Below are 13,841 nucleotides of genomic sequence, written 5' to 3' on the forward strand. Positions count from 1 at the left end.
AATCAGTTCCCCGATCCATCGGGGGCACCGGCGGCTTGGCCGTCGGACGTGTCACTCTTGCCGGCCATGTCGGCGATACGGCCTGGGTGTTGGGCCAACAGTTCGACCATTTCGGTCAAGATTTGATCGCGATCGGTTCCCGAAAGCCCGAACGCCAACTGGGCGACCAACATGCCGTATTTGACACCGATGTTGTATCGATTGCCCTCGACGCGATAAGCCAAGTATCGGCTGCGTGTCGGCAGGGTTGCCAACGCATCTGACAGCGTCGCTTTCTTGGCGGACGAATCGGCGTTTTGCTTCGCGACAACTTCGTCGACCGCATCCATCGCATCGGCGGTCAGTACGTGCATTCCAAAGAACCCCAAGTAGTGGCCGCTGCGAAGACCCGCGGTGACCAATTCCTGTTCGGCTTGGGTCGGCGTGGGCTTTTCCACCACGCGGCTGACTTCATACAGGTCGCTGCGTCGCGGGACGTGCGTGCCGGCAACGACGCCGAAATACGGCAACCGACTTTCCCGGGTGGCTTGAACCGCAGATACGCTGCTGCCCAAATCGCTGGCGACATCGATCAGTTGCCTGGCACAGGTCTGATGCGTCTGGCTCAGGTAAAGGTGATCGCCGACCAGGTGCAAGATCGGTTCGCCGTCGGCAAAGTCACGTCCTTGGGCGACCGCGTCGGCATATCCTTGCGGCTGATTTTGGACGACGAAATGCAGACAACCGATGTGCGGGCCGGCTGCTTTGCGAAAGCTGTCTTCGCTGCCCGGTGCGATGACCAGACAGATTTCTTCGATTCCCGCCGACAACGTTTCTTCGACAATCGACTGTAGCGCCGTTTTGTCTTGGCCGTCCCGGTCGACCAAACGTTGCAGTGGGATGGTCGATTGGTCGGGGGCCGCCGCGGTGATCACGGCTTTGCGAATCTTCATGATGGGCGTGTCGGTCGGTGACGATCGGTCGGTAGACGAGGCAGACGTTCGGCATCCACCAAGCGATGGGCGGGCCGCCGTCACCGGGCAGTTTAATCTGCACCTGCGGCCTTTGGAGTGGGGGCCCAATCCGGCCAAGTGGCCGGACGCCGGTCCGCCGCGGTCGCGACGCGGTGGGACACATCCGTCCGTGTCTATCGGACACCGGTGCAACGGCATGTCTGGGCCGGCACGTGGTGCGGCACCGTCCCGAGTCGGCCGGAGATTTTGCGAATCTTTATCGGCCCGAACGCTGCTACGCCGACCGTTCGTTCAGATAGCCGATGCTTTGCTTGACGCTGGCGATCGGATCCGGCGACTGATCCTGTTCAACATGGCATTGGTCGACGCCGATCTTTGCCGCCAATTTCATGATTGCGGGCATGTCCAGAACGCCATCGCCGACCTCCTGGAATGCGTCCTTGGGGACGGCGCCTTCGTCGTGAATCGTGCCGACGCCCTTTTTCAGATCTTTCAGGTGGACTTGGCTGATTCGCGCTGCCAACTGACGCATCAATGCTTCCGGATCGTGTCCGCCGATCTTGGCCCAGAACACGTCCAATTCAAACTCAACGGTTTGGGGATCAAACTTTTTGACGAACACATCAAACGCGGTCGTCTTGCCGTCCAGTTTTGCGAATTCGAAAGAATGGTTGTGATAGCACAGCCGCATGCCGGCGGATCGTGCTTTTTCGCCCGCGGCGTTGGCCCGGTCGGCGATGCCGCGAATCTTGTCCAGCGTGTCGCGAGCATTCTTGCCGATGTAGCCGAAAACGATGTGCCGCAGTCCGATGGTTTCGGCCAATTCAATCGTCCGGTCCACGTCGGGGCCGTTGGATTGATCCGGCGTGGCGACGGCTTGCCAGTTCATGAAGGCGCTGTGGACGGCCAAGCCCAAATCGCGAGCCATGGCGGCCAAGTCGATCGCGTCGTCGTCGATGTTCATCAATTCGACTTGGCGATACCCCGCGTCGGCCACGGCTTGCAGCGTTGCCTTGGGATCATCCTTCATCTGGTTGCGCAGCGTGTAAAGCTGCAGACCGATGCGGTCCAGGTAGGGAAGCGGTTGTCCGTCCGACTTAGCGGCTTGATCGGCCCAGGCACGCAGCGGACTGGCCAAGCCGGCAGTCAATGCGGCGGCGGCACCGGCGTCGCGAAGAAAGGATCGGCGGCTGGCGACGGGAAGCGATGGATGCTTTGACATGACGGTGCGGGGGGAAGATGAATCTGGGGATTTGGGGCAGGTCAAAAACGAAAAGAGAGGACTTATTCGGCCTGTTGCCGTTTCTTTCGCTGCCTTGCGCTGTAGCGTTCCAGTGTGCGGCGTTCGGCCGCCGTCAAACTGTCCTCGCCGTTGCGATGAATCTTGTCCAAGATCCGATCCGCCTCTCGGGCTTCCTGAGCAAGTTTTCGGTCAGGGTCATGCAGTTTAAGCTTCATTCGTCGTGATCGCGAACGAATTTTGTCAGACATCTGGTTCACGCTCCCCAGCCCGCCGGCCAGGAATCCCAGGTTCCACCCGCGGAAAAAGTAAAGCAGGCCGAACGCTGCACCGGACAAGTGGACTTGGAATGCCGTGTTGCTGTCACCCGCCAAGCCGATCGCGCCGAACAGATCAAAACCGACGTACAGCACCGCCAGCACCCATGCTTTGACGGGCAATACGAACATCAACAAAATTTCGGTGTTCGGAAAATAGCAGGCGAACAAAATCGTCACCGCCACCACCGCGCCGCTGGCACCAATCGTCGGTGCATCGCCAAACGCCAGCCCAGAGATCGCCGCGGCGAAACCGCCGACGATGATCGCGCACAAATAAAACCGCAGGAATTCAGCCGCCCCGATCCGTTGTTCCACGATACGGCCGAAGATGAACAGGCCGAACATATTGAACAGGATGTGGCGGATGTTTTGATCGTCGTGCACAAAGCCGTACGTCAAGACCTGCCAGATCTTCCACGGCTGTGTCAGCGATTCGGACGATACGGCCAGCCACGAAGCCAGGGAAAACCCGGTTTCGCGGTCGCTGAAAATCATGTCCGCAAAGAACACCGCCACGTTGATGATGATCAACGTGATGGTCATGCTGCGGGGGTTTTCGACACGGTCCCAAGGCGAACGCATGCCGCCCCGGCCGTAATCTCGGTCGTAAAGACCCATGGGTGACTCGTTGGTGACGGGTGGGATAGCGAACCAAAGTTAGCAAATCCCACCACGCGAGAGAACATCGAGCCCGCAAAGCTAAGCCGCCACCGCACGGCGGCCGGCGACGGCCGATGCCTCAGTCAGCCGACGCGTCGTCGCTGGTCGAATTGGCGTACAGCGAATGATCGCTGCGGCCACCGGCACGCAGGTAGGCCACCAAGTCGGCGATTTCGTCCTCGTTCAAGGTGTCGACCAAGCCGCTGGGCATCATGCTGTTTCGTGCCGGGGCGGTTTCTTCGATCGTGTCGCGATTGATTGACGTCAAGCTGGACGGATCCAGCATGTTTGTCATCACACTTAGCTTGTTCCCGCTTAGGTTGATGACGCGTCCCACGACGACGCGACCGTCATCGGTCAAGAACTGGGTTGCCCCATATTGATCGCTGATGACTTTGCCCGGTTCGATGATCGACGACAGAAGATCCGTCACGCTGAACCGGCCACCGGCACCGGTCAGGTCGGGGCCCAGAATGCCGCCTTCCAGTCCCATGCGGTGACACTTGTAACACTGTGCCGCGACAAACATTTCTTTGCCACGTTGAAAATCAAACGCACGACCGGGTGATGCCACATGCTGGGCCAAATCGTCCACCGACCACTGTTTGACCAGCGGGCGAGCTTCTTCGGCAACGGCATCGGATTTGACTGGAGGATTCAACACCGAGGCAAGCGTCTCGCGGGCGTCGTCGGTTAGACCTTCGGCGGCCGCGTCCTGGATGTTCTTGACGAATCCGCCGAACGACATGCCGCCACGGGCATCACGCATGCGGTTGAACCAAGCAAAGTAGTCGCGTTGGACCTCCGCCGGTGCGTCGCCGATGCGGTGCCGTAGGATCATTGCATAGTGAATCTGACTTTCCTGGCTGGGCGCATCGTTCAGCTGCGCGATGACACGGGGCACGATGCCGTCGGCGTTGACGAACACCAGCAAACGTGCCAGTTCGCGGTCCAGATTGTCCTTTCCGCTGGGAAAGCGATCGTTCAACTGGGCGACGATCTGTTGACGCTGGGCGTCCGAGGGCGTGGCGACCTGGTCACCGGCATGCAACCGCAGGAACGTCAACGCGTAGGCTCGCGTTAGGTCAATGACCGACTGGTCATCTAGGGAATCGACGTCAATGTCGCCAAGAGCCGCCAAAACCTGGCCGCGATGATCGGGCGTTCCGACGCGAGCGATGGCCACGGCGGCCTGGATCACGGCGCGATCGTTTTCCGATTTCAGTGCTGCGTTGATCCACTGGGCCACGTCGTGGTGTTCCAGGGCGATCCGCGATGCAAAACGGATGGCTCGGTCGTCGTGGCCCAAATTGCGTACGGCCAAATTCAATGCGACGTCGGTCGGTTGTCCGGTGTGCAGTTTCTCGATCCGGTGGCGAAGCCGACGCAAGTCCTTGGCGGTGTCATCGGATTTCGGTGCGGCCGAGTCGTCTTCGTCGCCCACGTAGCGGATTCGATACAAACCGCTTTGGGCCCGGCGACCGCCGATGGTGAAGTACATCGCTCCGTCACCGGGATGAAAGGCGATGTCGGTCACCGGCAACGGCGCGCCGGTGGCGAAGGTAACGAATTCACCGGAGTAAGTGGCCCCATCGGGACGCAGGAACACCGCGTGAATGTTGCCATAGCTCCAGTCAGCGATATACAACGCGTTTCGGTACTGTTGGGGAAAACCACTGTCGTATCCGAAGGCGATGCCCGTCGGCGATCCTGGGCCGATATCGACGGCGGCACCGAACGAATCGGGGTAATAGGCCGGCCATTTTCCGGTTCCGTTTCGCCAGCCGAACTCAGCACCGCTGATCACGTGATTGACTCGGGTCGGGCGGTACCACGGCGTGCCGACATCCCATTCCATATCGGCGTCATAGGTGAACAGTTCGCCGTCGGTATTGAACGCGATGTCATAGTGGTTGCGGAATCCGGTCGCGATCAATTCGCGATTGCCGCCATCGGGATCGAACGCGACGACGAAGCCACCCGGTGCCATCCGGTTGGCGTTGTGACCGCGGGCATCCGGCATGCGGCCCAGCAGATGGTCTTCGTCCCAGACTTTAGGGACTCGGCTGATGGCCAAGTCATCGGGCAAGTTCGTGTTGTTGCCCGCGCACGTCACGATCCGTTTTCCGTCGGGCGTCAGCACCATGGCGTGGGGACCGTGTTCGCTGCCACCGTTCATCGGCAAGATGTGTTCTTTCTTGTCGTACTGGTCATCGCCGTCGGTATCGGTCAGACGCCAAACACCGCTGGGAAAGTCACGGGAATTGACGTTGGCGTACAGCGAACCGAACGCACACAACAGACCCTGTGCACCCGCGAATTCGATGTCCAGCTTTTCCACGTCGGCCGCATCACCGCTGACATCGATGCGGTACAGCGCCCCGTATTGATCACACGCGATAAATCGCCCTTGCGGGTCCACGGTCAAACTGACCCAAGATCCCTGGCCATCGGCCTCACTGCCGCCTTTCCCGGGAACTTCATAAACCAAGTCGACGGCAAACCCATCGGTCACACGGATTTGATCCGGTGGTGTGACGCCCAAGCCGCCGGCGTGTGAGTGCGGTGATAGCGGGATCAAACAAAGCAATCCCGTCAACGTGAAGGCAATGGTTCGGAAGGTCGGTGCGGCTGGCATGAACGGCGTCAAGATGGTGCGAGGGGGGGAAACGGCGGGAAGCCCACTTGTCGGTGGAGCATTTTGTCACATCCTAACTGGTTAACGGAGCCGGCTCCAACGTTGACCGGGGCGAATTGTCGCGACAACGAAACGCTGCCGCCAATATTCGGCACAATGCAGGGGATCAGCCGCTGTATCCGCTCGGCCAGCGTCCGGTGGGAACGCGTCTCCCACCCCAACGATCGATCCACTGACCCACGCCACTTTTCACCCCAATCGAGAATGCTATGTCAATGATGAAGGAACGGGCCACCATGCAACGCAGCCTCGGATGGGATCGTGAAATCGCGACCTCGCCCGGTGTCCGCGACAATCTGCGGAATTACATCACCCTGCATTTGGCCGCCGCGGGGCTGCAGCCGCCAGAACAGAACACGGTCGAAGACAGTCTGGGCGAATTCTCCGCACAGATGCTGGAATCGCTGCGGCAAAAGAACCGGTTGTTGACCAGTTATCGCGCTCCGGTGGATGCCCGCATCGAAGGATTTCTGAACCGCTATTTCGGTGACCTAATCGGCGATTGTCCCGTCGAACTGCCCAACCAGTCGTTGACCTTGGACCGCCACGGAATGGCGCGGGAGCTAAGCCTGCCCGTCGATGGGGACAAATTCGAAAATGACTTGATCAAATCTTATCGCTGTGAAAACGGGATCCTGAACAATCCCCGTCACGACCGGCGAACGACCGCGGGAACGTTTCACATTGTCGAAGGCGGGCTGCCCATCCCCGGTGATAAGCGATCGGTGCCTCGCGAGACCGCTTTGCGTCTGTTCCGTGCGGCGATGACGCCACCCCAGGATTCGATGCTGTTGCCCTACACGTCGCAATCCAAGCAACCCGGACACACTTGGGTGTCGTTGTTGCTGCGGCCGTTGGTGTGTCCCGAGGTCCCCGGGGTCTGTGTGGCCAAGTCGATTGAGATGCGTTTCTATGCACCGGCATCACTGGTCAGCAACTTGGACTTTGTCGAATCCATCTTCGGCAACGCCGGTGATCCCATGGTGCCGGAAAACGATGCCGGATTGGATGTGGAACACTGGAGCGGGCACACCGGATGCGCGATCCTGGCGCCTCATTTGTCCGAGCTGACAAAAAAGGAACTGGGGCTGCCCCACTACGACGACGCAACCGAACGCCAACGTCGCGATTCGATGTGTTGGAAGGACGAGAACGAGAAATACAACGACGGCAGCGCGTTCAAGTTGGCGTGTCGCGATGAAGCGGGCGTGATGGTGACCCTGATTGCCGACAACTATTACGGCTACTGTAAAAAGGAAGTTAAAACACAGATCAGCTTCGCCGCCAATTTGATGGGCAACGTCGAAGAGGAACACGCCGGTGGCGCGTTGGCGTTTGCGTCTTATTCCTTGGGAGAAGAATTCCAAGTCAACAGCCGCCGGTACAACGGTCGCACGTTTGCCGATTTGGTGCGTGAATATCCCAGCTTTATTGAACCGCAACCTAGCGGCTATGGCATCGATCGCCAGCATCCCGGTGTGATTTATATCCCCGAAAACGCGTTCGTCACGTTGAAGGAACGTTGCATTCGCTGGGAACACGACGGCAAAGAAGTCCGCATTAAACTTTCACCGGACAACGAATACATCACACCGTCGGGTTACCGGATTCGCTTGGAAAAACACCCCAATGCACCGTCTTGGCGTTTGGTCGGGACGATCGGCGAAGGTATTGCCTGCCACAAACCTTGCACGGTCAGCGGCGGTGGAAAAAGCGAAATCAGCAAGAGCCTGCGGGATTACATGTTGTACGGGCCGATCTTTATCGCCGACCGTGATAAAGACTTTGCCAAGCTGGATGAAATCTTCAATCGATCCTATGCCGATCGTTGGCGCGACGACACCGACGACAAACCGGATTACAAAGACCGCCCCAGTCGCAGTGTGTTGGATCCGTCCCGCAGTCTGGGCAGCATGATTCAGTTGTTGACGCCACAACCGAATTACAGCGATGAATACATCCAGTGGCTGAACACGATCCCCGATCACGTTTATGCCGCGGCGTTGATCATCAAACGTTTCATGCGTGACGAAATGCGAGGCAATTGGCGCGACTTCTTTAGCGTCGACATCGTCAATGGTTCCCCCGGACATGAATTGAAATTGGGCTCGCGGTCGTTGGTGGGGACCTACCTTCGTGTGGGGCTGGATGATTCACGTTGGCGAACGTTCAAGTTGCGGCAAGACTTCATCGCCGCGGCAAAGGTCCAGCGCGAAGACGACATCAGCGCCAGTGTGGTTGTTCCCGCGACGTCGATCGCCAACTTGGGCAAGGCGATTCAAGAAGCGGGAAGTTATAAGTTTGTCGAAAACTGTGAATACCGTTTGTTCCAGCGTCCTGACGATGCGATCCACCGCGGTTTGGATAAACAGACGGAAATTGACCTGTCGCGACCTGGAAGTTTCATTAGCAATTTCCAACCGCTGGGGCCGGACGAGTCCAATGAGATCGTCGACGATGTGATTGAGTTTCAAAACTTCACCAAACCGATGAAGGACATGCTGTCACGGGCCGCGTCGCGTGAGCATGGCTTCGTCGTCAGCACCGATCGGCCGCGTCTGGTCAACGGAAAGCCGACGAAAAACCCGCGATACTTACAGGATCGCCCCGATGCCGTACGCGTGCGTGACACCTATGTCGCGTTTCGCAGCGTGCAGTTGCACCGTGCCCTGAAGGAAGACCAGCCGGTTTACATTCCCGTCGGGGCGGTGTTGGCCGGGCGTCGGAACAATCCGCCGGACGAGAAGGCCGGCATTCGATCGTTGGCGGTCTATTCGCCGCTGCACTATCAAGAATTGCCCGAGTTACTGATGGATTGGGTTTGTTCGCTGACCGGAAAGAGCCCCAGCACCACCGGGGCGGGCAGCGAGGGCGCATTGACCAAGGGGCCGTTCAACGCTTTGCCGCCGTCGATCGATTTGAACGCCGCAGTGGTCTCGATGATCTTGACCGGGTTGGGCGGTTTCAGCACAGCGGCTGGTCACATCGGTCCGCGTTTCGAATTTGGGCACGACGTTTCACTGTTGATTCCCGAAATCTGGTGCCGCATGTCGGCCGAAGAACGCGATCCCGCGGCGATGATCAAGAACGGCATGTTGGAGCCGTTGAAGGATTTTGAAGTCGACGGCAAATCTGTGCCGGCCAGTCGCCTTGGATATCGGATCACACGCAAGTTTGTGCACACTTACTTGGCGCGTGTCTTTGACAGTCCCGATAAAGTCTTCACCGATGACATCCTGAAGCCCGAGTTGCAGGACGCTGAATCGTTTGCCGATGGCATTTTGCACATCGCCGAAGCTCAGCAGCGAGTGGCCAAACGGTATTTCGAAGACGGCAGTTATGAACTGGCATGTCCGCCGCTTCAGGCGATTCTGTCGATCCTGGCCAACGGTGACTACGAGGGTAAAACGGTCGACCATCCGGACGTGCGAGCGTTGTTTGACCGCGATCATCTGTTGGCCAGCGATTGGTATCGCCGTCGATTGGTTGCCAAGCAAACGCGTGACATTGATCACTGGAAAGGTTTCGAAAATCGTTTGCAGGCCTACTTGGCGGAACCGTCGAATCTGCGTTCGGGCATCGCGGATGTCGCCAAGCAACGATTGCAAGTGGTCGAAGATCGTTTGAAGGAGGCACGTTCCGAAGCCTATTTGGACAGCCTGGTGGGAACCCTGGGTGCCGATCCGTTGCAACCTTCGTTAAGCGACCCGTCGATGGTTCGCAAGCTGGCCGGTGTCTGACATGTACGACCGGGTGGCCGCGATGGTGCAAGTCGTCACCACCGTCGAAACATCTGAACAGTCCGAACAGGTGGCCGAACATTTGTTGGATGCACGTCTGGCCGCGTGCATCCAAGTGGATGGGCCGATACGCAGTCATTACGTGTGGAAAGACACGCGAGAATCGGCCAGCGAGTATCGTTTGGTCATCAAGACACGATCCGAATTGACCGAGATGCTGGTTCGCCGGCTATCCGAAATCCATCCGTATGAAACGCCGGAGATCTTGGTAACACCCGTGATCTGGGCGGCGGAGGACTATTTGGCCTGGGTTCGCGAGCAAACCGACGGTGCCTAGCCGCCGGGCCAAAGCCGACGGTGCCAACGATGATCACCAGCGATGATCAGGCGTCTGTTGCGATCGTGCTGCGTCGGCGTCGGTAGGGATTGAACAACAGGTAATTCAGGTGGCGATACAAATCGCTGTCGTTCAATAGATCCGTGTGGGTGCCTTCACCGACCAAGCGAGGACCATTCAACAGGATGACGCGATCGGCCAAGCGAAGCGTTTGCAGTCGCCGCGGCAAGACCACGACCAGGCTGCCTTGATCGGCCAAGTTCTTCAGCGCTTTCAAGCACGGATCGTCCGCCACATGTTCGGCGGGCGGCGAAGATTCTTTGGCCAGGATGATCGGCGGTCGGTGCAACACCGCGCGAGCGATTCCCAGGGCATAAGTCACTTCTTGTCCCAATGATCGATCACCAGGGGTCAGGATGGTGTTCAGGCTTTCGGGCAAACGTTGAAGCTGTTCGTAGATCCCCAACGATTCCAACGTGTCTCGAATGTCACTGTTGTTGATCGAGTCATCGCCGCCGCGCAAATTTTCAAGCACGGTGTCTTCCCAGATCGGCCCGCTCGGTTCGACCCACATCACATTTCGTGCAAGTGCTTGTGGGTGCACATCCAGCAAGGGAATTCCGTCGATTTCGACCTTCCCACCGCTGGGCCGGCCGAATCCCATCAGCAATTCCAGTAGTGCTTGGCTGGAAACGTCATCGGTTCCCATCAGCACGACCAATGATCCGGGATTCAATTGCAGCGTTAGGTTGCTCAGGATGGCGTCGCCGGCCGAACTATTCAGCGACACGTCGTGAATCGCGACCGAGTCTCGCAGGCCACCCAGGCCGACACGTTGTTCGCTGGGCGCCATTTCACCGCTGCGGTTCAAATACAGATAGACCGATTCGCTCGAACGGCCGCTGGTTCGCAACTGGCTGGCCAGACGTGACAGACGCCGCGAGGAAACCGATGCGCCGGTCAATGCCAGACCGAGGACCAAGCCGGCGGGCAGGCTTAGGCCCCGCTGAACGCCGAACAGGTTGACGCCCAGTCCAAGGATCAGCACGCCGATCGCCACCGATGATGCCAGGAAAAGGATGGGCCAAAGTCGGGCGCGTTTTTCGTCCTCCACCGCCAGTCGACGGTACAGCGTTTCCAGTTCGCTACTGAAGGCCGTGTCGGCAAGCCCGTCGGCTTGCAGCCGGGCCAACAGCGGTGCTTGGCCGACCAATTCCGCCATACGATTGCGGGTCCGTGGCAATTCCCAATCGGTCAGTTGGTCGGTGTCATGTTCGCGCAAGATTCGAAACAGCTGCCAAACCATCAACCCGCTTAGCACGGCCAGCAATGCCAGCCACGGATTGACCAGCAAGGCCAGCGTCACGCAGGTGCCTAGGATCAACACGCTGCGTGGAATGGATCGATACCAAAGCGACAGACCTTTTTGCACGTTCGGCAGGTGCTGGTCGATCAGCGTTTGGGCACGCACCTGTTGGGCCGCGGCGCCTTCGAATTCGGCCCGGCGCAGGCTTTGGCGTAACAGTCGGGCGTGCAGCGATTTGACCACGCTGCGGGCCCGACGATCGGCGGTGCGGCGATTCATCCAAATCGCAAAGCAAAAAATGGCGGCCAGGAACACCGAAACGACGACCAGTTCGGCCAGTTGGCGTAGCGGGGCCTGATCGACCAGCCATGAGGGAACGGGAAGCTCCAGGTGGCTGCCCAGCCGGACCGATGTACCCGAAAGGCCCTCGTTGTCCAGCAGTTGGGCAATCAGCCCCAGCAGGACGACCTGTGCCGGTACCAGAACGCCCGCCAAAGCGGACCAAAAGAACGTGCCCAGCGATCCGCCGGCGTCGGGTTCCGACCGGGCGGCCGCCAATGTGCTGAATCGGTTCAATGCAGTGGACTCCCGTTGCAGGCCCAGCGGACACGCTGTGCGATGGGCCGATGCCCGCACCGTCCACCACAACGGAGCCGGTGTGGGGGCCGTTCCGATGCAACAGGTCGTGGCGGGTTATGCCAAATCGCGGTCTTCGAATAACAACATCGCGAGCATCCAAATCGCGACCACGAAAACCACAAGATAATTGAATGCTCCGGCCAAGTAGATCGGTGGGATGGTATTTCCGGTATCCACCGCCGCTTGGACGTTAAAGACGTTCAAATTGGGGACGATGACAGCAATGAATTTACCGACAAATCCCACCAATTCATTGTTGTCCTGGGCCGACGCCACCAGCGGCGAGGTCAAATTTCCGATCACGTACACGATGAAGCAGGTGATGAAATTGGCCAGCAGGGGCAGTCGGGTGGCCAACGCAACCGCGATGCCGCCGATCACCATTGTTTCCATGAAATACAGCGTCAAAACGGGCAGCACGGACATGATCTGTTCATGGCATTCCTGCCACACCGGCGCCGATTTGGTCAGTTCACGAGCCTCGAAAATCGGCTTGTAGCTGAGCACCAAAATCAAGACGGCTGCCATGATCAAGAACATCACCAGCACGGTCAGCATGATTCCGGTGTACTTGCCCAGCACAAACGCACGTCGGCTGACGGGTTTGCTGAGCACCGTCAGGGCGGTCCGGCCTTCGATTTCTTCGCTGACGGTCGTGCCCGCACTCCACACCGCCTGCAACATGGCCAAGACCATGATCAGCGTCACGCCGCTGTCCTTCAGCACACGGATGTCGTCGCCCAGGGTGTTGAACGGATAGATCCCAAAGAACAGAATCCCGACCACTCCCAGTGCGATCAGAATCAAATACAACGGCTGGGCCATCTCGTTTTTGGCCGTCGACAAACCCAGGGCCCAAACCCGAGGTGCCGCTTGGCGAAAGACCATCAATCCGGCGATCAACACGACGACAGCGAGGGCCGTGTAAACGATCGAACTTGCTTGCGGAATCTGTGGCAAGTTGACGAACGTAAAGACCACCGTGGCGGGGTCGATTTCACGGTTCTGGATGTGCAGCTTTGACGAATCCGGCGGCAGCGGCGGCGTGTCGCGGTCTTCGTATCGGTACTCCAGCACTTCGCCGGCATCGACGCGGAACGGCGAAGTCGAAAAGCGAGCCGGATCGTCGGCATCGGCCAACAAGACCGTGCGGTTGCTGCGGATCGTCAGTTCGGACGTGCTGCGGGTGTTGTACTCGATTTCGGCCGGATGGAACGGGGCGTCATCCGGTTCGGCGTCCGGCGATGCCGCGGGCACTTCGACTTCGTGGGTGGTCACGCCATCGGTAAAGATGTTGACGGCGGGGACCGATGCCAGGATCTCTTGCGGTGATTCCACCAGTGGTGTGGAACCCAGGCCGATCAAGGCCAACACGCCCAGCGTTCCCAGCACGTAGGGAATCACACCCTCGCCCAGCATCGAAAACCACTCCGAACGTGTGCGATGCCACATCCCGTAGATCACGCTGAATCCGGCCAGCAGGCCCAGCAACATCAGCGGCAAGACCAGCACGCCCGCGTTTTCCTCGGTCTGCGGCATGTACCACCCGCACAATGCCAGGCCGACGGGGATTCCCAGAATCAGCGATGCGATCACGCCGCGACGCGGGTGATCGGGGATATTGCCTAGGCCGGGGATGAACGACAGGATGGCCAGTACGGCGAAAATGGCCGCTGCAACCACTGCGCCCGCGGCAATGCCCACGCCCAACACCCAGATCGGGGTCAGCCACGTCGGCAGCCACTTCAGTGCCTGGCCGACGAACAGGCCGTTGGACATCAACGCGTCTGAAAATCCATGCAGGCCAACGCTGGGATCGACGAAACCACAGTCAATAAGGGCGGGGGGAACGCAGATGTCGAACATGAAGGGATCGGTCCGGCGGATGGGATGACGAGCACGGCTTTGCTACGCCTTGAGGCCCAATTGGGTTTGACAGAATCCGTCA

Annotated in this window: 8 protein-coding genes; 2 read left to right on the forward strand and 6 right to left on the reverse strand. The window is 58.9% G+C overall.

Annotation, left to right across the window (positions count from 1 at the left end; genetic code table 11):
• Positions 1 to 2: 2 nt before the first annotated feature.
• From HFP54_RS19555 to HFP54_RS19570, 4 genes are all read right to left on the reverse strand, one after another.
• Positions 3 to 932 (reverse strand): sugar phosphate nucleotidyltransferase, encoded by a 930-nt coding sequence (locus HFP54_RS19555; protein ID WP_146415713.1) that lies wholly within the window; start codon positions 930 to 932, stop codon positions 3 to 5.
• A 295-nt stretch (positions 933 to 1,227) separates the two neighbouring features.
• Positions 1,228 to 2,175, reverse strand: coding sequence for a sugar phosphate isomerase/epimerase family protein (locus tag HFP54_RS19560; RefSeq protein WP_168566459.1), 948 nt, complete (start codon positions 2,173 to 2,175; stop codon positions 1,228 to 1,230).
• Positions 2,176 to 2,237: 62 nt separating this feature from the next.
• Positions 2,238 to 3,131 carry a rhomboid family intramembrane serine protease gene (locus tag HFP54_RS19565; protein ID WP_168566460.1) on the reverse strand — a complete coding sequence of 298 codons (894 nt, stop codon included), beginning with the start codon at positions 3,129 to 3,131 and terminating at the stop codon, positions 2,238 to 2,240.
• Between the two features lie 121 nt (positions 3,132 to 3,252).
• On the reverse strand, positions 3,253 to 5,811 hold the full coding sequence (locus HFP54_RS19570) for a c-type cytochrome (RefSeq protein WP_168566461.1): 2,559 nt from the start codon (positions 5,809 to 5,811) through the stop codon (positions 3,253 to 3,255).
• A gap of 296 nt (positions 5,812 to 6,107) precedes the next feature.
• Here HFP54_RS19570 and HFP54_RS19575 point away from each other — a divergent pair, with 296 nt between their 5' ends.
• Positions 6,108 to 9,611, forward strand: coding sequence for a PPi-type phosphoenolpyruvate carboxykinase family protein (locus HFP54_RS19575; RefSeq protein WP_235952060.1), 3,504 nt, complete (start codon positions 6,108 to 6,110; stop codon positions 9,609 to 9,611).
• A 1-nt stretch (position 9,612) separates the two neighbouring features.
• Entirely contained in the window at positions 9,613 to 9,948 is a 336-nt protein-coding gene (cutA, locus tag HFP54_RS19580; RefSeq protein WP_235952095.1) for a divalent-cation tolerance protein CutA, read from the forward strand.
• Positions 9,949 to 9,994: 46 nt separating this feature from the next.
• Here the strand turns inward: cutA and HFP54_RS19585 are convergent, their stop codons facing one another.
• Together HFP54_RS19585 and HFP54_RS19590 are read right to left on the reverse strand one after the other, a co-directional pair.
• Positions 9,995 to 11,830: an ATP-binding cassette domain-containing protein gene (locus HFP54_RS19585; protein WP_168566464.1), complete on the reverse strand. Its 1,836-nt coding sequence runs from the start codon at positions 11,828 to 11,830 to the stop codon at positions 9,995 to 9,997.
• 117 nt (positions 11,831 to 11,947) lie between these two features.
• Entirely contained in the window at positions 11,948 to 13,672 is a 1,725-nt protein-coding gene (locus HFP54_RS19590; RefSeq protein ID WP_146416225.1) for an ABC transporter permease, read from the reverse strand.
• Positions 13,673 to 13,841 lie beyond the last annotated feature (169 nt).

This window comes from Crateriforma spongiae, assembly GCF_012290005.1.
GTDB lineage: Bacteria > Planctomycetota > Planctomycetia > Pirellulales > Pirellulaceae > Crateriforma > Crateriforma spongiae.

What these genes read in the sequence shown, in the direction of transcription:
- HFP54_RS19590 (WP_146416225.1), bottom strand. Translation starts at nt 13,672, where the DNA reads ATGTCCAACGGCCTGTTCGTCGGCCAGGCACTGAAGTGGCTGCCGACG.
- HFP54_RS19570 (WP_168566461.1), bottom strand. Translation starts at nt 5,811, where the DNA reads ATGCCAGCCGCACCGACCTTCCGAACCATTGCCTTCACGTTGACGGGA.
- HFP54_RS19560 (WP_168566459.1), bottom strand. Translation starts at nt 2,175, where the DNA reads ATGTCAAAGCATCCATCGCTTCCCGTCGCCAGCCGCCGATCCTTTCTT.
- HFP54_RS19575 (WP_235952060.1), top strand. Translation starts at nt 6,108, where the DNA reads ATGCAACGCAGCCTCGGATGGGATCGTGAAATCGCGACCTCGCCCGGT.
- cutA (WP_235952095.1), top strand. Translation starts at nt 9,613, where the DNA reads ATGTACGACCGGGTGGCCGCGATGGTGCAAGTCGTCACCACCGTCGAA.
- HFP54_RS19555 (WP_146415713.1), bottom strand. Translation starts at nt 932, where the DNA reads ATGAAGATTCGCAAAGCCGTGATCACCGCGGCGGCCCCCGACCAATCG.
- HFP54_RS19565 (WP_168566460.1), bottom strand. Translation starts at nt 3,131, where the DNA reads ATGGGTCTTTACGACCGAGATTACGGCCGGGGCGGCATGCGTTCGCCT.